Consider the following 18830-nt stretch of genomic DNA (forward strand, 5'->3'; position numbering starts at 1 on the left):
TTGAAACCTCGACTTTTACTTTGTAAATGGCAAATAGAATTTATGGAGGAAAATATGTTAAAACCAGAAGACAAACAAGCAATAATCAAAGAATACCAAAAAGACGAAGGAGATACAGGTTCTCCAGAAGTACAAATTGCAATTTTAACAAAAAGAATTGCTGATTTAACAGAACATTTAAAAGAAAATAAAAAAGACCACTCATCTAGAAGAGGTCTTTACAAGATGATCAGACGTAGAAAAGGAATGTTAAACTACCTTAAAAACAAGGATATTGATAGATACAGATCTATAATTGAGAGACTTGGAATAAGAGGTTAATTATTGGCGGGGCTTACCCGCCTTATTTTGTATAGGAGTAAAGATGGTAAATACTTATAAATATTCATCAAAAAGAGGCAGGGACATAGAAGTAACCATAGGCAAGTTTGCTGAGCAAACTAATGGCGAATGTTACATAAGGAGTGGGGACACTTCACTACTTGTAACTGCTGTAGCAAGTGAGAAGCCAAGGGAAGGGGTAGACTTTTTCCCACTAATCTGTGATTTCCAAGAAAAATTATACGCAATTGGTAAGATTCCAGGTGGATTTTTGAGAAGAGAGGGTAAGGCTAGTGACGAAGCAACCCTTATATCAAGGCAAATGGATAGGCCACTAAGACCACTTTTCCCAGAAAATTATTACAATGATGTCCAAGTCGTTGCAACAGTTTTATCTATGGAAGAAGATGTCCTTCCTGATCCATTAACTACAATAGGAGCATCTATTGCCTTAGGTATATCAGATATTCCTTTTGATGGTCCAGTAGGGGCTGTAACTGTAGGTAAGGTTGATGGTGAGCTAATCATTAATCCAGATAAGAACCAAAGAGAAAAATCAGACCTAACCCTTACAGTAGCAGGCAAAAAAGGCGCTATCAACATGGTAGAAGCAGGGGCTAACGAGCTATCAGAAGAAGAAATGCTAGAAGCCATGCTCCTTGCCCTAGAAGAGATAGGTGATATCTCAGACTTTATCCAAAGTATAATCGATGATATAGGCAAGGAAAAAATGGAAGTTCCTGAAGTAGAAGAAACTGAGCTTGATAGGTTAATCAGTGCAGACTTTGAAGAAGATATCAAAAGCTCAATCAGAACAACAGATAAGACTGAGAGAGAAGACAATATCTTTAGGATAGAAGAAGCTGCCAAGGAAAAATACCTAGAAGAATATCCTGAATGTGAAGATGAAATTCATAGAAGAGTCGACTCTATCATGAAAAAAGAAGTCCGCCGTATGATTTCTATTGATAAGATAAGACCTGACGGTAGAGAACTTACAGAGATAAGACCACTATCAGCAGAAGCAGGACTTTTGCCAAGGGTACATGGTTCAGGTTTATTTAAGAGGGGCCAAACTCAAGTCCTATCAGTAGTAACCTTAGGGTCTCCTGCCGATGTTCAAATAATTGATGGATTAAACAAGGAAGAAATCAAGAAAAGATATATCCACCAATACAATTTCCCACCATTTTCTGTAGGAGATATCAAACCTCTAAGGGGACCTGGTAGAAGGGAGATAGGTCATGGAAGACTCGCAGAAAGAGCCTTGATCCCAGTATTGCCAGATGAGAGTGATTTTCCATATACAATTAGAGTAGTATCAGAAGTCCTATCATCCAATGGATCAAGTTCCCAAGCCTCTATTTGTGGATCAACCCTAAGTTTGATGGATGCAGGAGTTCCAATCAAGAAGCCAGTTGCAGGTATAGCTATGGGACTTATCAAAGAAGATGATTCTATATCAATTCTTACAGATATCCAAGGTCTAGAAGACCACCTTGGCGATATGGACTTCAAGGTAGCAGGTACTCGTGATGGTATAACTGCCCTTCAAATGGATATTAAGATAGCTGGTATTACTAGGGAAGTTCTAGAAACGTCCCTCCAAGATGCCCACAGTGCTCGTATGAGAATCCTTGATGTAATCGAATCTGCCATAGATGCGCCAAGAGCTGACATATCAGACTACGCACCAAGACTTTTCACCATGGACATAGATCCAGAGAAAGTTCGTGATGTAATTGGTTCTGGTGGAAAAAATATAAATAGAATCATAGATGCAACGGGTGTCAAAATCGAAACAGAAGATGATGGCCATATAACCGTAGCATCAGAAAATGGCGAAAGTGGAAAGAAAGCCATCGAGATGATAAGAAACATAGTAACTGACCCTAAGGCTGGAGATATCTTTACTGGTACAGTTACAAAAATTATGAATTTCGGTGCCTTTGTAGAAATTGCCATAGGCAAGGAAGGACTCCTTCACATTAGCCAAATCGATACTAAGAGAATTGACAAGGTTGAAGATGTCCTAAGTATCGGAGACGAAGTTACAGTTAAGGTTACTGAAATTGATAGACAAGGTAGGATCAATCTTTCAAGAAAGGCCCTTCTCAAAAAAGAAGAAGCTGAGGCATGGCCACTAGACAAGTCTCCATACAAGAGAGATAATAATGCTAGAAATAATAGAAACAACCATTAATTTGTTTAGTAACTAAGTAAGCTGCCAAAGGGCAGTTTATTTTTTGCTCTCATTATTATATAATCAATGTAGAGGTAGCTATGACAGGTAAGAATGATAATAGAATTAGAAAAAAATCGAAGAACAAGAATCCGAATAGGACTAAAAGAGTAAAACCAAGGGAAAAATCTTTTGACATAAAAAAATTCTCGTTAATAATTATGGTACTACAGGTCTTTTTATTTGTCTTTATATTAAGTTCAAACACTGGCTTTATGGGAGATTTCTTGGAGCAGTTTTTTGGAAAGATCTTCGGAAAACTTTCCCTAGTTTTTCCAATTTTGATGTTTTTGACCTTCTTAACTTCCTTCAGGGGGACCTTCAAAAACCACCTAAGTGAATTTGTCCTAGCCTATATAATCTACCTATTGGTCCTAGGACTCTTATCTAAAGACTATTTGAGAAATACCTTAAAGTGGACTATGGAATATTCAGCCTTGCAAAGTGTCAAGGGTGGCGGAGGATTGGGTGGACTAGTTGCCCACCTTGTAATAGGACTTATAGGAGAGCTAGGTCTATATCTAATGCTTATAGTCTCTAGCCTTGCCCTAATAATCGACCTAAGTCCCCTTACCTACAGGGAATTTTTTGGGAAGGGTCGTGATATCTCCCTAATTGCCTACAATTCGTCCAAGGCCTTTATTGGAGATTCAAGGAATAAAATCAAAGCTAAAAATAAAGAAAGGCAAGAAAGAAAGGCGCCAGAAGAAAAATCGGAAGAAGAAGTAAAAACAAATAAAAGAATAAGTCTAGAAGAAAAGCCAAGAAAAGATCTAGAAAGACCATCCAAAGCCCACAAGAAACCCCTCCAAACAATTAACTTAGATGACCTAGGAGAGGCCAAAGTCAACAATTATAGGTCTAGACAGGTAGAATTGGCAGACCTAAATGAAAGCTTTAAGAGGGAATTTGGCTCTTATACTTATCCTGCCATTGACCTCCTTGATGCTAGAAATGATGTGTCAGATATTGACAATAACGAAATAAAAGAAAAGGCAAGAGCCATAGAGGAGACCCTAGATTCCTTCGCTATAGAGGCGAGAGTTGTCCAAATTGATGTAGGTCCTACAGTAACCTGCTATGAACTAAAACCCCAAAGGGGAGTCAAGGTAAGTAAGATAGTTAACCTTGCTGATGACCTCTCCCTTGCCCTTGCGACAAGTGGGATAAGGATTCTTGCCCCAATTCCTGGTAAGAGCCACATAGGGATAGAAGTACCAAATGACAAGAAGGAAGTAGTAGGCCTAAAGGAAATTATATCTTCAGAAGCATTTGTGAAAAGCAAATACAAGATTCCCTTTGCCATGGGTAAGTCTATATCGGGTGATATTGTCGTATCAGCCATAGAAAAAATGCCTCACCTCCTGGTATCGGGAGCTACTGGATCTGGTAAGTCTGTCTGTATCAACACGATTATAATGTCAATTCTTTACAAACATTCACCAGAAGATGTCAAACTCCTACTCATAGATCCAAAGGTAGTAGAACTTTCTATCTACAACGGAATTCCTCACCTTATAATGCCAGTAATAACTGATCCCAAGAAGGCATCATCTTCATTATTTTGGGGGATAAGTGAGATGGAGAGAAGGTATAAGCTCTTTGAGAGCAACCATGTAAGAGATATAGTTGGCTACAAAAAAAACCTAGAATCTGATGATTCCATGGAAAAACTACCATATATAGTCATAATTATAGACGAGCTAGCTGACCTCATGATGACAGTAGGATCTGAAGTAGAAGACTATATAACAAGGCTTGCCCAAAAATCCAGGGCCTGTGGTATCCACCTAATTATAGCGACCCAAAGACCAACAGTAGATGTTATAACAGGAACCATTAAGGCAAACATACCTTCTAGGATTTCCTTTGCAGTAACTAGTCAAATAGACTCAAGGACTATACTAGATACCCAAGGAGCTGAGAAACTCCTCGGCAAGGGCGATATGCTCTACGCATCATCAGATTCAATGAGACCAGTTAGAATCCAAGGAGCCTTCGTATCAGATAATGAAGTAATCAGAGTAGTCGAAAGCCTCAAAGAAGATAACGAGATAGACTATAACCAAGAAGCTATTGATAAAATAGAAGAAGAAAGCCAAAAAATAGAGGCCAGCGAAGATGAAGATGAATTGATAGATGAGGCTATCAAAATAATAATAAATGAAAAAACAGCTTCAGTATCCCTCCTCCAAAGAAAACTAAAAATTGGCTATGCCAGAGCTGGTAGGCTCATTGACCAACTAGAAACCAGGGGACTTGTTGGAGGATACGAGGGAAGTAAACCTAGGAAGGTTCTAGTAGATAAATCTTACTTACAAGGAGAAGAAAATGAACTTAGCTAACAAAATAACAACATTAAGACTATTACTAATACCTGTTTTCGTTCTTGCCTACTACCTACTTGGTAGGGATATGAATATAGCAGCCATAATATTTATAATAGCATCCTTGACAGATGCCCTAGACGGCTATATAGCAAGGTCTAGAAAGCTTGTCACCACCTTTGGCAAATTCGTAGACCCCTTGGTAGACAAGGTACTCACCATGGCAGCCTTCATAGTACTCGTAGAAGGAAAGATCCTACCTGCTTGGGCAGTAGTCATAATAATAGCAAGAGAGCTTATCATAACAGGCTTTAGGACACTCGCAGCTGATGCAGGAAAAACAATAGCTGCATCCCCTTGGGGCAAGGCAAAAACCATAAGCCAAATGGTATCCCTAGTCATGCTCCTAGTCAATATACCAATCCTAAACAAAATAGGAATCTGGGTCTTCTATATAGCAGTAATCCTAACCCTAATATCTGGCCTTGACTACCTCTACAAAAACAAAGAAGTCCTAGACTTAGAAAATATCTAACACTTAGCCTTGCCATTATGGCAAGGCTATTTTAGTTAATTTATAATAACATTTGCAAATAAAAAATATTTGTGTTATAATATTAGTATAATAATATATATATTAAAAAGCTTATAATCTGAAAGGAAGAAATTCCAAAATTATGTAGAAAGTAGAAGTATTATAGCTGTTTGTAATGATACAGCTATGCGTGTTGTTAGAAGCTTTAGTAAAGATAAAAGAGGTTTTTGGAGATGAAAAGTATTAATCCAAGCAGATATAAAAATGGCGACAATTAAAATTTATGGAATTTAAATTTATTCTAAACTAAGACCAGATTTTATGTAAATAGTAAATTAAGGAGATATATAATGAAAAATAAAATAAAAAGAAAACTTTTAACAATTACTGCAATGATTATGATGTTAGCTTCTGCTCCTGGAATTGTACATGCGACATCCGAAACTGTTTATTTTAACGGGGATCCTGTTAACTGGGATCATGGAAGAAAGTGGGGAGTGACTAGTTATTCACAGGTCCAAACACATATTTATGAACACTCAGCAACTGCAAATAGTACATTTTCGGGTTGGAAAAATCCAGGAGTAACAGCTTATGCTTCACAATTTGTGGGCACATCTAGAGCAACAGCTTACTGGGATTGTAGATAATAAATAACTTTGGGAGGCTAAAGAAATCTATGGAATCTTTAGCCTTCCACTATATTTGGAGGTACCATGAAAAATATTTTTAATGGTAAGATATTAAAATATGTAACTTGTCTTATGATAATTGTACAGGGTATTTTATTTTCGTTACTTGCAACTTTTTATATGGGGGAATCTTATTTTAACAAGCTAAGAATATATCCAAACTCTGCTTTATACATAGAATTAAAGACTATACCTGAAGAAAATACAGAAATGACCTATAGGTTTTTAGATGACTATGCCCGACAAAACGGTTTGTTTTACATAAGGAAAGATTTACTCATAGATGATATGGGTGCAACCATCGGTATTACATTAAGTGTTGATGGGGATATAGAAAGTAATAGGGATGAATTAAATCTAGACTTTCTAGGTGAAAATATCATTAGTACGAGTAAATTAGATAAGCTTTTAACATCTGATAATGACGATGCAACTCTAGGTCTAGGAAAAAGCTCATTAAATAGTATAGGTGATATTCCTAGCTTTATAATGGGAAATAGAGTTCTTGTTAAAAAATTAGAAACTACTGTAAAGGAAACTAAAACTATTAATGGACAATACAAGATTGTAGGCTTAAATAAAGATAAAGAAGCTGAGTTTTTGGAAGGATTAAGCCAAGTAAGTGGGGTAGATAGTTCGGTATTTTTTGATGGCAAATCTGGATATATCATAGATCATGGATTTGGAGAAATGGTTATAGTTGGTACTTTTGTTTTTAGTTCTTTAGTTTTATTAGCTTTACTTATAGTAATAACTATCAAAAACTTACCGAATCTAGGCAAGCTAATTTTACAAGGATGGTCTAGGAAACATTTTGCTTTGAAATTATATCAACCTTTCCTATATACTGCATTATTTTCAGTTCCTTTATTTATAGGCTACGGGATAATTTTTACAGGGTTTACTTTTAAATCACTTATTTTCTTTTCCTTGATGGTAGGATTAGGATTAATTAATTTCTTGATTATTGGGATATTGTTGTTAATATCATCTTTTTTTATCTTTTTAATTTCTCCTATAAATGCCATAAGAGAAAGAATGCCAAGGAAAAAATATATGGGAATAGCTGTTTTTGTATATTGCCTTTTTAATGTTTGTTTAATTGCTATATGCTCCTATATTGATGGCCCTTCCAGAGAAGTTGAGAAAAATATAGAAATTAAACAAAGTTGGGACAGGGTTTCTGACTATAAAATTCTTAAAGATATTTCTGTAGGCAATGATCAAGCAAGCTTTAATAGGCAGTCTAAAGAATTTTTTAGAGATTTTTATAATTGGTATAGGTCAATTGCTGATAAGGATGGAGTCTACATAGCTAATACTGCTTTTACCTCCAAGGATGATTTAGAAAACTATAAGGCTAACCATGTGTATGAAATTGTGCCTAATGAAGAGTTTTGGCTACTTACAGCTTCTCCTAATTATTTAAATAAAATAGGTATAAGTATGGACGATTCACTAGTTGAAGATGCTAAAGAGGGCCTTAGAACTTACTTAATTCCTGATAATAAGTCTGACGAAGAAATTGCTTTATTAAAAGAAATGTTAATTGAGCAAGATACCAAAAGTATTAGACCAGATGATATCGACACTACCTTCAATGATAATAAGGAATTTAATTTTGTAAAATATGCTTACGATGATGACATATTCTCTTACAGTACAGATTCATCAAAGGATCTGATGATTAAAAATCCTATTATACTAGTACTTACACCTGAGAACATGATATATAGAGAGTCGGAAAGTTTGTCTGCTATAGGGTTAGAAAATTCCTTCATCAAACTTGGTGATAAGGCTGATAAATACTTAGACCCATCTTACCTTACCAAGTTTAATTTGGGTGATAATAATATAGAATTTGCTACAATTAGTTTATTTGTTGATGGTATTGTGAGAAATTTATGGGTAACTATAAAAATTTTTTTAGGATTTTTACTTTCCCTTACTTTTATAGTTATCATACTCTTGATAACTATAGTAACTATTTTTCAAGACGCTTATAAGGAGAGGATATCCGTTAAGAAATTCTTAGGTTATAGTAACTTCCATATATATAAAATACCTATCCTACTAGTGATTTTTGTCATAACTATTGATATTGCTAGTGTTATAATACTTAGATCTAAGGTAGGCATACTTTTAATGACGATAATTGCTCTTGCCCAAGTAATCATTTTTTATATGGCTATGGTAAGTAATCAAATGAAAAAATTAAATTTATTTTTGAAAGCTTAGGAGGATATATGAATATATTGGAATTAGAAAATGTTAGTAAGAGCTATGATGGAATAAAAGTTATAGACAATCTTAGCCTATCTTTCCCAGGAAAATCTATTGTTGCGATCACAGGAAAGTCTGGTTCGGGAAAAAGTACTCTACTAAATATGATAGGCCTACTTGAAGAAATTGATAGTGGAGTAATAAAAATAAAGGGTCAAAACCTGCCAAAAATAAATAGTAGGTTAGCCACAAAGTTGAGAAGAAATGTAATCAATTATTTATTTCAATCATTTGCTTTAATAAGTGATATAAATGTAAGTGACAATCTATTAATTGCTATGGAATTTATGGACCTATCCAAAGATGAAAAGATGAAAATTATAGATAGGACCCTTGAGGAACTGGATATATTAAAATTAAAAAACAGAAAGGTAAATACCTTATCCGGTGGAGAACAACAAAGGGTTGCTATAGCTAGGTGTATACTAAAACCCGGTGATCTGGTTCTAGCAGATGAACCAACAGGATCTCTAGACCCTCTTATGGCCCAAAAAGTATTTCGATTAATTCAAAATCTTAGAGATAAATATGGGAAAACTGTAATTATGGTTACCCACGATATGACCTTGGCAAATATGGCAGATCAGATTATAAGTCTTGATAAGGAATTAGAAATAAAAATAGATAGGGAAATGATTAATTAAATTATCGACAGCCTTACTCGATTTGAGTGAGGTTTTTTAAATGTAAAAAATTTAATTAAGTTACAATAAATCTCTAATTGTTATTATAAAGATCGCATTCCATAAAAGACCTCGGCAGATAATTTATTTAAAGTAAAGTTTTATGTAAGGGAGATCCTCAAGGATTTAAATAAGATAGGGAATACTATCATAGTCGTAACCCATGATGCCTATACTGCTGATATGTGCCAGAGAAGGGTCACTTTGTGATTTATCATTGCCAATGTCCCTTTAATAAATCCCGAAAAACTATATAGTAATATTAGGAAAATATCTAATATTCTAAGGAGATAAAATGGACAGTGATAAACAAAAAGCTCTCGATCAGGCTTTTAAAAACATCGAGAAAAAATATGGTAAGGGAGCTATAATGAAGATGGGCGAAGCTCCTAAAGTTTCAATCGAAGCTATACCTACTGGAGCTATTAACCTGGATGTGGCTCTTGGTATAGGAGGTCTACCAAGGGGTAGGGTTGTAGAAATCTTTGGACCTGAATCATCTGGTAAGACCACCCTTGCCCTTCATATAGTTGCAGAAGATCAAAAATTAGGCCATACAGCAGCCTTTATAGATGCTGAGCATGCCTTAGATGCAGAATATGCCCGTAACCTAGGAGTTGATATAGATAACCTCATCCTATCCCAACCAGATACAGGGGAACAAGGACTTGACATATCAGAATCCCTAGTAAGGAGTGGGGCAGTTGATCTAATTATAATAGACTCAGTAGCAGCCCTAGTGCCTCGTGCCGAAATCGAAGGAGAGATGGGAGATAGCCACGTGGGTCTCCAAGCAAGACTAATGAGTCAGGCCCTAAGACGACTCACAGGAGTTATATCTAAGTCAAACACTACAGTTGTCTTTATTAACCAACTTAGGGAGAAGGTAGGGGTAATGTTTGGTTCTCCTGAGACAACACCAGGTGGACGTGCCCTCAAGTTCTATTCATCAGTAAGACTTGATATCAGAAGGATAAAGACAATCACCCAAGGAGAAGATTCAATAGGATCAAGGACTAGGGTCAAGATTGTAAAGAACAAGGTAGCACCACCCTTCAAGGTTGTTGAATTTGACATAATGTATGGTAAGGGAATTTCTAAATCAGGTACTCTCCTAGATACAGCAGTTGATGAAGACATAGTAGAAAAGGCTGGGTCATGGTTCTCCTATAAGGGCGAAAAACTCGGCCAAGGTAGGGAAAATGTAAAACAATACCTAGAAGATAATCCAGAAATAATGGCCCAAGTTGAAGAAGAAGTTCGTGCCAAGTTCGAAATCAAAGAAGGCGATGAGGGCGAGTCTAAAGAAAATATAGAAAGTGAAGAATAAAATTGCCGGCTTATGCCGGCTTTTCTTTTACAAAAAAGTAAGTTGGTCAAGGTTTCTATTTGCAAGGTTTGATAGGGAGATGCCTATTAGTCTTAGGGTTTTATCCTTAAGGATTGCCTTTAGTAGGGTAGCTGCTTCGGTGTAGATGTCTTCTTTTTTGTAGATGTATTCTTGGAGGGTGATGGATTTGGTATGGCTTGTGAAGTTGTCTTCTTTGATTTTTAAGGTTAGGGTTTTGGCTTTTAAGTTTTTGTTGACCATGTAGGTTTCGATTTTTTTGGCTAGGTCTTCTAGGATTTTTTCTAGGGTATGGATATCCTTGGTGTTAGTCCTTAAAGTCTGCTCCTTACCTATGCTCTTTCTTTTCCTGTTGGGGTTAACTGTTCTTTTGTCAATCCCCCTTATCACATTGTAGATGTAGGTGCCTTGCTTGCCGAAGTTTTCTCTAAGGAAGTCTTTGTCTAGCTTTAATAAATCTCTTACCTTATAAATTCCTATATCGTTTAGTTTTTTGCAGGTCTTTGACCCTATGCCATGGACCTTTTCTATGGGGAGGTCTGGGAGGAAAGTATCGAGTTGGTCTTCCCTTATTTGAGTAATGCCCCTGGGTTTTTTCCGGTCGCTTGCAATTTTTGCTAGAAACTTGTTGTAGGATATGCCAACGGAGATAGAAATCTCGGTTTTAGTAAGGACTTCTTCTTGAATCCTTTTGGCAAGGTCTAGGGGAGACATATCGAATGAGTCCACATCGACTAAGAGGTAGGCCTCGTCGATGGAGACTTTTTCCATTGTAACTCCGTATTTTTCTATAAGGGAGAAGACTTGGGCTGATTTTTCTTCGTAGTAAGGGTGGTCAACTGGAAGGACCACGAGGTCTGGGCAGAGTTTTTTTGCCATAAAGATGGGCATAGCACTATGGAGGCCGTATTCCCTGGCCTTGTAGTTGGCAGTTGTTATAATAGACTTATTGGTTAGTCCTCCCACTGCCAGGGGCTTGATTTTTAGTTTTGGATTTCTTATTTCTTCACAGGATGCATAAAAGGCATCGCAATCAACATGGAATATCATCATGAGACTATTATACTTGACTAGCCTTACTTATAGAAGCATGGATAGTTAAAGAAATCGGTCTAATTTTGCCATTAATCATTAGTAAAGTAAGATATAGGTATGAGAATTGATAAATTTTTAAAAAATGCAAGAATTATTAAGAGAAGACAAGTTGCTAAGGAAGCCTGCGAGAATGATAGGGTTCTTATTAATGGCAAGTATGCTAAGCCAGGCTCTATAGTAAATGAGGGAGATGAGATAGAGGTCATCTTCGGTAAGTCAAGGCTAAAGGTTAGGGTTTTATCCTTGATAGATGGGGCCAAGAAGGCTAATGCAGACGATATGTATGAGGTAATTGATGACTAGGAAAAATTCTTATTTTAGGAGAAGAAGAAGGCAAAACAAGAGATTTCTTTTGACAATTGTATCTGTTATAGTTCTAGCCTTTGGCTTCCTATGGATTTATAATCAAAATTATCAAAAGCAAATGGCGAGGCTTGATAAGGATATAGCATCTACCCAGGCTAAGAAGGATGAGCTTGATAAGGAAATTAAAGGTCTCAAGGAGGATTATAAGAATAGGAATACAGACGAGTTCAAGGAAAAGATTGCCAGGGAAAGACTAAATATGGTCAAGAAATCTGAAGTGGTTTACGAAGATGAAAATAATTGATAGGGTTAAAAGTACTATTGTAGATAATAAGCTTATAGAAAAGGGAGATACTGTAGTAGTAGGAGCAAGTGGTGGCCCTGATAGTGAGTTTCTAATCACAGCCCTAAATTCCATAAAGGAGGAGCTTGACTTTGATATAGTTCTCGCTCATCTAAACCACCTCCATAGAAAAGAGGCTATAGTAGACCAAAAGATAGTAGAAGAAAGGGCCAAGGCCCTAAATCTTAAAGTAGAAATCAGAGCGAGGTCTATGGATGATTATGCCAGGGAGAATAAGTTGTCCCCAGAAGATGCTGGGAGAAGGCTAAGGTATGACTTCTTTGAGGAGATTCTAGCCAAGTATCCCAAGGGGAAGATTGCAGTAGCCCACACCTTTGATGATCAAGCAGAAACCGTTTTTATGAGGATAATTAGGGGGACTGGTATCAAGGGGCTTACAGCCATGTCCTATAAGAACGGCCACATCATAAGGCCCATCCTCGATATTAAAAAGTCCGACCTCCTTACTTACCTTGACCAAGAGCAAATCCCCTACGCCATAGACCAGACCAACCTAATGGATGACTACACTAGAAATAAGCTAAGGCTTGATATAATCCCTGCTATCGAGAAGATTAATCCCAACTTTAAAAGGGCCCTGGTCAATTTATCTGCCATAGCAAGGGATGAGCATGAGATAAGTAAGGCTTATGTGGGTAAGATTTATGATGACCTTCTTATAAGTAGTGATGAGACTTCCTTAAAATTTGATAAGGAAGGCTTGGAGGGCTGTGATAAGGCTATAAGGTCAGCCATCCTAAGGATTGGTATCGAAAATCTCAAGGGAGACCTTAAGGATATATCCAAGGACAATATAGACTCTTTTGATAAGCTTTTAGGTCTTGACCCAGGAAAATCTATCATAAAAGATGATATTACATTTTATAAGTCATATAATTATTATGAACTCTTAATAGGAAAAAGAGGTCAAGATTATATCGAAGACGAGCTAGAGCTAAAGCTTGATGGTGAGGTAAGCTTTGGTCCTTATACTATCAAGGCTAGTAAAGTTTCTTCCTATGAGCCGACTTCCAATAGGTGTGTAGGTTTTTTTGATTATGATAAGCTAAACTTTCCCTTGAAGGTTAGATATAGGCGAAACGGGGATAGGTTTAAGCCCTTTGGTATGAAAAACACCAAGAAGGTCAAGGACTTTCTCATAGATGCCAAGATTGACAGAAAGGATAGGGACAAGTTACCTATAATAACTTCAGCTTCTGATATAATTTGGATAGTTCCTTTGAGGATTAGCGAAGATTATAAGGTTAGTTCTAAGAGCAAAAATATTGTTAGGATAGAGGTAGGATATGTTAAGAAATTATGACGAGTTAATTGATAGGGTATTAATAGATGAAGAGAGCCTAAGGCTTAAGATTAAGCAATTGGCTAAGACAATAAATGAATACTATAGGGATAAGGATGAGCTTCTCTTGGTGGGTATCCTTAAGGGAAGTGTTATGTTTATGGCAGAGCTTGCCAAGAATTTAGATGTTGATCTAGATATGGACTTTATGGTAGTATCTTCGTATGATCAAAATACCTATTCAAGTGGTAATGTAAAAATATTAAAGGACTTGGATACTGATGTAAAGGGTAGGGAGGTATTGATAGTAGAAGATATAATTGATACTGGCTACACCCTAAGTAAAACCAGGGAAACCTTATTAAATAGAGATGCCAAGGATGTAAAGATCGTTACTCTCTTGGATAAACCTGAAAGAAGGGTAGTCGATATCAAGCCTGACTGGTATTGTTTTAAGATACCTAATGAATTTGTAGTAGGCTTTGGTCTTGACTATGATCAACTTTATAGAAATCTCCCTTACATAGGAGTTTTGAAAAGATCAGTTTATGAAGATAATGAAGAAGAAAATTAGGAGGTAGGATGAACTCATTAGATTCAGTGATTATTGTATTATATGGACTTATAGTAGCTTTTTTCCTTTATAGGATTGTAAAGCATATTTTAGCTAAGAAAAATATAGAAGGCGAAGTAAGAGCCTTCAAGAAACCGACATCCAGTTTTGAAATTATTTTGATAGTGATTTTGGTAATTACGGGTGGAGTAAATGTATATTATGGCTACAAGCAAGGCAACAATCAAAGCATACTTACAGCCTTGGTTATGCTCTTATTGGCCCTAGTATTCTATATCTCATCAAGATTAAATATCTATGTCGCAGAAAATGGCATCCTTGCCAATTCAAAGTTTTCATCCTACAAGCAAATTAAGAAATGGGGTTTTGATACAGATAGTGGGGACATAGTTATCTTAGTCAAGGATAAGATGGGAGAAAGTAGAGAGTCAACTAAGGTCAGAAAAGAAGACATCGAAGAAATAAATACCCTAATAAGAAGGTATAAATTAGGAAAATAAGCTTGAAATTTACTCATATAGATGTATTATATAAGGGTTAATTATAAATTTTTTGGAGATGTTTTGTAAATGTTATTAGTAATAGATATTGGAAATACCAATACTATGATTGGCGTTTTCGATGGAGAAAATTTAAAATCTAGATTTAGAGTGGCGACTAATTTAAAGAAAACTAGCGATGAATTGGTTGCTACTTTATTTAATATGTTGGTAATTAAAAATATAGATATTGATTCTATCGAAGATTCTATCATATCTTGTGTAGTACCAGACGTCTTATACAATTGGCAAAGTGCTAATAGGAAGCTCTTTCAAAGGGAGGCTATCATAGTCAATGCCAGCACACCAACCTTCTTGGATATAGCCTATGACAATCCAAAGGAAGTAGGAGCTGATAGGATAGTGGACTGTGTGGCAGCCTATAGCAAGTATGGGGGTCCAATTGTAGTAATAGATATGGGTACAGCCATTACCTTCGATGTAGTTACAGAAGATAAAAAATACTTGGGGGGATCTATTGCTCCTGGTATCAGGATTGCCCAAGATGGACTCTTTGGATCTACTGCCAAGCTTCCTAAGATTAGATTGTCTGTACCAGACTCTGCCATTGGTAGGGATACTTCATCAAGTATCAATGCTGGTATAATATTTGGATACATTGGTATGATTGATAAGATAATCGAAGTAATAGAAGATGAATTGGTAGAAAAATACAATATCAAGAGGGAAGATATAAGGGTTGTATCAACTGGAGGCTTTTCAGAGCTTATATCCAATGAAAGCAAGTATATAGACGTAATAGAACACGACCTTATGCTTGATGGATTGAGGATAATATATGAGTCAATCAAGGGAAAATAAAAGTGTCATGCTAGCTCCCTTGGCTGGAGTTACTGATAGTGCTTTTAGAGTTATAGCTGAAGAAAATGGAGCCGATAAGACCTTTACTGAGATGGTTTCAGTAAATGCCCTAAGGTATGATAATAGGGCAACTTACGATATAATGTATCATAGCGACCTTGAGCATAAGTCAAACATCCAAATCTTTGGTAGGGATGAAGACATAATAGAAGAAGTTGTCAAGGATAAGATAAATATCCTTCCCTACTATGATGAGATATGCTTTAATATGGGGTGTCCTGCCCCAAAGATATTTAAGAACGGTCAAGGCTCGGCCTTATTAAGTGATCCCCACAAGGTCTATTCCATAGCAAAAACCCTAGTTGACTCTACAGATAAGATAGTCAGTGTAAAATATAGGCTGGGAATAAATGAGGATTCAATAAATTATATAGAAGTCGGCCATGCCCTAGAAGATGCAGGTGTCGACTATGTAATCCTCCACGCTAGGACCAGAGAACAGTTTTACCAAGGCAAGGCTAGATGGGATGAGATTAGAAAACTTAAGGAAGATCTAAGCATCCCAGTTATAGCTAATGGTGATGTATATACAGTTGAAGACTATATAAATATCCTGGAACAGACCAAGGCTGATGGAGTTATGATAGCAAGAGGAGCTATGGGTAACCCCTTTATCTTTAGGCAAATTAAGGACTACCTAGCAGGTAGGGAGGTAAGTAGGGTTAGTTTTAGAGAAATCCTAGCCACCATAAAAAGACAATATGACCTATCCCTTGCCTACAAGGACGAAAGGCTCGTTGTAAACCAAATGAGAAAGCATGTGGGCTGGTATATCAAGGGCCTAGCTCAGGCAACTACATTTAGGAAAAGAGTAAATGAAACTAAGACAAGCCAAGAAATCTTTGACTTGTTAGATGAGTATGAGAGATATTTAGAGGAAAATTATGACAGAGAAGAAAGAAGTAATATTAAGTAAAGAGTATTTAGAAAAACTTGAAGATGAACTAGAATATTTAAAAACTAAAAAGCGTCCCCAAATCGCTGAAAAAATCAAAGTAGCAAGAAGTTTTGGAGACCTTTCAGAAAACGCCGATTACGATGAAGCAAAAAATGAACAAGGTGAAGTTGAATCAAGAATTGCCAAAATCGAAGATATGATTAGAAATGCTAAGACCATCGAAGTTAAGGAAAATTCTGATGAAGTAGGCGTTGGTAATATAGTTACAGTATACGATGAAGAATTTGACGAAGAAAATGACTACAAGATAGTAGGAACAGCGGAATCAAACCCACTAGAAGGCTTTATATCAAATGAAAGTCCAGTAGGTGCCGCCCTCTTAGGAAAGAAAATAAACGATAGGGTAGAAGTATCAACACCTAATGGAAAGATGTTCTACGTAATTAAAAATATTAAATAAAGGAGAAATGATGGCTGATAACAAAGATATAAACGAGATGCTAAAAATCAAGAGGGATAAGTTAGAAGAACTCAAGGCTGAAGGCAGAGATCCCCACAAGGAAGTAAACTTTAGGGGAAGAATACCTTCAAAAGATATCAAAGATGACTTTGAAGACTATAACGGTAAAAGTGTAAGGATTGCTGGAAGAATTATGGCTAAGAGAGGTCATGGAAATATGTCCTTCATGGATATCCAAGATGAGACTGGCCAAATCCAAATTGTTAACCGTAAAAATGTTATCGGCGATGAATTCAACCAAGTTAAAAAATACGATATAGGAGATATAGTAGGTATCGAGGGTAATGTATTTAAGACCAACCAAGGAGAAATATCTGTAGAAACATCTACTCCAACCCTCCTAACCAAGTCCCTACAAATGCTCCCAGAAAAATGGCATGGTCTAAAGGATCCTGACCTAAGATATAGGCAAAGATACCTAGACCTAATAGTAAATCCTGATGTAAAGGAAGTCTTTGTCAAAAGGTCAAAAATAATCTCAGAAATCAGAAGATTCTTAGATACTAAGGGCTTCTTGGAAGTAGAAACGCCAATCTTAAATACCATAGCAGGTGGAGCTACAGCTAGACCATTTACAACCCACCACAACAGCCTTGATATAGATATGTACCTAAGGATCGCAAGCGAGCTATACCTAAAAAGACTTATAGTAGGTGGCTTCGATAAAGTATATGAAATAGGTAGGATGTTTAGAAATGAAGGAATGGATGCAACCCACAACCCAGAATTTACCTCAATGGAACTCTACCAAGCCTACGGCGACTTCGAAGATATGATGGAAATTACAGAAAATCTAGTAGAAACTGTAGCTAATAATGTAAAAGGTACTACATCAGTAGAATTTGATGGGAATACTATCGAACTAAAGGCTCCATGGAAGAGAATATCTATGATTGATGCAGTCAAAGAAGAGTCAGGTGTAGACTTTAACGAAATTACAGACTACGAAGAAGCTGTAAGGGTAGCCAAGGAAAACAATGTTGAAGTTAAGTCAACCAGGGGAGAAATAATAGCAGAATTCTTCGATGCCTTTGTAGAAGATAAGCTAATCCAACCAACCTTTGTCATAGATTATCCAGTAGAAATATCCCCACTGGCTAAGAGAAAAGCAGACGACCCAAGCTTAACCTATAGGTTTGAAGCCTTCATAAATGGAGCAGAAATTGCTAATGCCTTCTCTGAGCTAAACGATGCAATCGATCAAAGAGAAAGATTTGAAGAGCAAGTTGCAAAGAGAGAAGCAGGAGATGACGAAGCCCAAATGATGGACTACGACTTTGTCAATGCCCTAGAAGTAGGTATGCCTCCAACAGGTGGTCTAGGAATAGGAATCGATAGACTTATAATGATCCTCACAGGTCAACACTCAATTAGGGATGTCCTACTATTCCCAACAATGAAGCCAATGGGCAAGGAAAAAGAAAGCCAACTAGAAGCCAAGGCTAGCCAAGCTAATAGCGTAAAAATTGATCTATCCAAGGTAAAAGTTGATCCACTATTTGAAGATGAAGTAGACTTCGATACCTTTTCCAAGTCTGACTTTAGAGTAGTCAAGGTTAAAAAATGCGAAGAAGTACCTAAGTCAAAGAAACTCTTGAAATTCACCCTAGATGATGGATCAGGAGAAGATAGGATAATCCTATCAGGTATCAAAAACAACTATTCAGCAGAAGAGCTTGTAGGAAAAACCCTCCTAGCTATAGTAAACCTTCCACCAAGGAAGATGATGGGAGAAGAATCATGTGGTATGCTCTTATCAGCAGTATGCGACTATGATGGAGAAGAACTCCTAAACCTAATAATGCTAGATTCCAATATTCCAGCAGGAGCAAAAATTTATTAATTTAATATAAAAATCAAGGACGGAAGTGACCTGAACCCGTAAACACGGAATAATTTAATAATATTTTAAGCGGAATGTAATCTGTACATGACAGGT

18 protein-coding genes are annotated in these 18830 nt (G+C 36.5%); 17 read left to right on the plus strand and 1 reads right to left on the minus strand.

The window, feature by feature from the left end; translation table 11 throughout:
* The first annotated feature begins 54 nt into the window (after positions 1-54).
* The 8 genes from rpsO to recA all read left to right on the plus strand — a co-directional run bounded on the left by rpsO (position 55) and on the right by recA (position 10413).
* Positions 55-321: a 30S ribosomal protein S15 gene (gene rpsO / locus MUN42_RS01405; protein WP_243342492.1), complete on the plus strand. Its 267-nt coding sequence runs from the start codon at positions 55-57 to the stop codon at positions 319-321.
* Positions 322-364: 43 nt separating this feature from the next.
* Positions 365-2524 carry a polyribonucleotide nucleotidyltransferase gene (locus MUN42_RS01410; RefSeq protein ID WP_243342493.1) on the plus strand — a complete coding sequence of 720 codons (2160 nt, stop codon included), beginning with the start codon at positions 365-367 and terminating at the stop codon, positions 2522-2524.
* A gap of 80 nt (positions 2525-2604) precedes the next feature.
* On the plus strand, positions 2605-4908 hold the full coding sequence (locus MUN42_RS01415) for a DNA translocase FtsK (RefSeq protein ID WP_243342494.1): 2304 nt from the start codon (positions 2605-2607) through the stop codon (positions 4906-4908).
* Positions 4895-5425: a CDP-diacylglycerol--glycerol-3-phosphate 3-phosphatidyltransferase gene (gene pgsA / locus MUN42_RS01420; RefSeq protein ID WP_243342495.1), complete on the plus strand. Its 531-nt coding sequence runs from the start codon at positions 4895-4897 to the stop codon at positions 5423-5425. Before MUN42_RS01415 ends, pgsA begins: the two co-directional genes overlap by 14 nt.
* 350 nt (positions 5426-5775) lie before the next feature.
* Complete coding sequence (locus tag MUN42_RS01425; RefSeq protein WP_243342496.1) at positions 5776-6075, plus strand: hypothetical protein; 300 nt, start codon at positions 5776-5778, stop codon at positions 6073-6075.
* Between the two features lie 66 nt (positions 6076-6141).
* Entirely contained in the window at positions 6142-8355 is a 2214-nt protein-coding gene (locus tag MUN42_RS01430) for a hypothetical protein (protein ID WP_243342497.1), read from the plus strand.
* An 8-nt stretch (positions 8356-8363) separates the two neighbouring features.
* Complete coding sequence (locus MUN42_RS01435; protein WP_243342498.1) at positions 8364-9044, plus strand: ABC transporter ATP-binding protein; 681 nt, start codon at positions 8364-8366, stop codon at positions 9042-9044.
* Between the two features lie 334 nt (positions 9045-9378).
* Complete coding sequence (gene recA / locus MUN42_RS01440) at positions 9379-10413, plus strand: recombinase RecA (RefSeq protein ID WP_243342499.1); 1035 nt, start codon at positions 9379-9381, stop codon at positions 10411-10413.
* 27 nt (positions 10414-10440) lie between these two features.
* On the opposite strand, the gene MUN42_RS01445 is transcribed toward recA, so the two are convergent.
* Positions 10441-11484, minus strand: coding sequence for a DNA polymerase IV (locus tag MUN42_RS01445; protein ID WP_243342500.1), 1044 nt, complete (start codon positions 11482-11484; stop codon positions 10441-10443).
* Positions 11485-11583: 99 nt separating this feature from the next.
* Between MUN42_RS01445 and MUN42_RS01450 the strand changes: the two genes are divergently transcribed.
* The 9 genes from MUN42_RS01450 to lysS all read left to right on the plus strand — a co-directional run bounded on the left by MUN42_RS01450 (position 11584) and on the right by lysS (position 18734).
* Positions 11584-11829 carry an RNA-binding S4 domain-containing protein gene (locus MUN42_RS01450; protein WP_243342501.1) on the plus strand — a complete coding sequence of 82 codons (246 nt, stop codon included), beginning with the start codon at positions 11584-11586 and terminating at the stop codon, positions 11827-11829.
* Entirely contained in the window at positions 11822-12136 is a 315-nt protein-coding gene (locus tag MUN42_RS01455) for a septum formation initiator family protein (RefSeq protein WP_243342502.1), read from the plus strand. The genes MUN42_RS01450 and MUN42_RS01455 overlap by 8 nt, the downstream gene beginning before the upstream one ends.
* A complete protein-coding gene (gene tilS / locus MUN42_RS01460; RefSeq protein ID WP_243342503.1) occupies positions 12123-13499 on the plus strand; it encodes a tRNA lysidine(34) synthetase TilS in 1377 nt (458 codons plus the stop codon). Before MUN42_RS01455 ends, tilS begins: the two co-directional genes overlap by 14 nt.
* A complete protein-coding gene (gene hpt / locus MUN42_RS01465) occupies positions 13483-14052 on the plus strand; it encodes a hypoxanthine phosphoribosyltransferase (RefSeq protein WP_243342504.1) in 570 nt (189 codons plus the stop codon). Before tilS ends, hpt begins: the two co-directional genes overlap by 17 nt.
* 8 nt (positions 14053-14060) lie before the next feature.
* Positions 14061-14552: a DUF5673 domain-containing protein gene (locus MUN42_RS01470; RefSeq protein ID WP_243342505.1), complete on the plus strand. Its 492-nt coding sequence runs from the start codon at positions 14061-14063 to the stop codon at positions 14550-14552.
* 69 nt (positions 14553-14621) lie between these two features.
* Positions 14622-15413 carry a type III pantothenate kinase gene (locus tag MUN42_RS01475; RefSeq protein WP_243342506.1) on the plus strand — a complete coding sequence of 264 codons (792 nt, stop codon included), beginning with the start codon at positions 14622-14624 and terminating at the stop codon, positions 15411-15413.
* A complete protein-coding gene (dusB, locus tag MUN42_RS01480) occupies positions 15391-16389 on the plus strand; it encodes a tRNA dihydrouridine synthase DusB (RefSeq protein ID WP_243342507.1) in 999 nt (332 codons plus the stop codon). The genes MUN42_RS01475 and dusB overlap by 23 nt, the downstream gene beginning before the upstream one ends.
* Positions 16358-16831 carry a transcription elongation factor GreA gene (greA, locus tag MUN42_RS01485; RefSeq protein ID WP_243342508.1) on the plus strand — a complete coding sequence of 158 codons (474 nt, stop codon included), beginning with the start codon at positions 16358-16360 and terminating at the stop codon, positions 16829-16831. Before dusB ends, greA begins: the two co-directional genes overlap by 32 nt.
* A gap of 10 nt (positions 16832-16841) precedes the next feature.
* Positions 16842-18734, plus strand: coding sequence for a lysine--tRNA ligase (gene lysS / locus MUN42_RS01490; RefSeq protein WP_243342509.1), 1893 nt, complete (start codon positions 16842-16844; stop codon positions 18732-18734).
* Positions 18735-18830 lie beyond the last annotated feature (96 nt).

This window comes from Anaerococcus sp. AGMB09787, from assembly GCF_022808955.1.
Classification (GTDB): domain Bacteria; phylum Bacillota; class Clostridia; order Tissierellales; family Peptoniphilaceae; genus Anaerococcus.

Coding starts and splice junctions, on each gene's coding strand:
- rpsO (WP_243342492.1), top strand. CDS start 55: ATGTTAAAACCAGAAGACAAACAAGCAATAATCAAAGAATACCAAAAA.
- MUN42_RS01410 (WP_243342493.1), top strand. CDS start 365: ATGGTAAATACTTATAAATATTCATCAAAAAGAGGCAGGGACATAGAA.
- MUN42_RS01415 (WP_243342494.1), top strand. CDS start 2,605: ATGACAGGTAAGAATGATAATAGAATTAGAAAAAAATCGAAGAACAAG.
- pgsA (WP_243342495.1), top strand. CDS start 4,895: ATGAACTTAGCTAACAAAATAACAACATTAAGACTATTACTAATACCT.
- MUN42_RS01425 (WP_243342496.1), top strand. CDS start 5,776: ATGAAAAATAAAATAAAAAGAAAACTTTTAACAATTACTGCAATGATT.
- MUN42_RS01430 (WP_243342497.1), top strand. CDS start 6,142: ATGAAAAATATTTTTAATGGTAAGATATTAAAATATGTAACTTGTCTT.
- MUN42_RS01435 (WP_243342498.1), top strand. CDS start 8,364: ATGAATATATTGGAATTAGAAAATGTTAGTAAGAGCTATGATGGAATA.
- recA (WP_243342499.1), top strand. CDS start 9,379: ATGGACAGTGATAAACAAAAAGCTCTCGATCAGGCTTTTAAAAACATC.
- MUN42_RS01445 (WP_243342500.1), bottom strand. CDS start 11,484: ATGATGATATTCCATGTTGATTGCGATGCCTTTTATGCATCCTGTGAA.
- MUN42_RS01450 (WP_243342501.1), top strand. CDS start 11,584: ATGAGAATTGATAAATTTTTAAAAAATGCAAGAATTATTAAGAGAAGA.
- MUN42_RS01455 (WP_243342502.1), top strand. CDS start 11,822: ATGACTAGGAAAAATTCTTATTTTAGGAGAAGAAGAAGGCAAAACAAG.
- tilS (WP_243342503.1), top strand. CDS start 12,123: ATGAAAATAATTGATAGGGTTAAAAGTACTATTGTAGATAATAAGCTT.
- hpt (WP_243342504.1), top strand. CDS start 13,483: ATGTTAAGAAATTATGACGAGTTAATTGATAGGGTATTAATAGATGAA.
- MUN42_RS01470 (WP_243342505.1), top strand. CDS start 14,061: ATGAACTCATTAGATTCAGTGATTATTGTATTATATGGACTTATAGTA.
- MUN42_RS01475 (WP_243342506.1), top strand. CDS start 14,622: ATGTTATTAGTAATAGATATTGGAAATACCAATACTATGATTGGCGTT.
- dusB (WP_243342507.1), top strand. CDS start 15,391: ATGAGTCAATCAAGGGAAAATAAAAGTGTCATGCTAGCTCCCTTGGCT.
- greA (WP_243342508.1), top strand. CDS start 16,358: ATGACAGAGAAGAAAGAAGTAATATTAAGTAAAGAGTATTTAGAAAAA.
- lysS (WP_243342509.1), top strand. CDS start 16,842: ATGGCTGATAACAAAGATATAAACGAGATGCTAAAAATCAAGAGGGAT.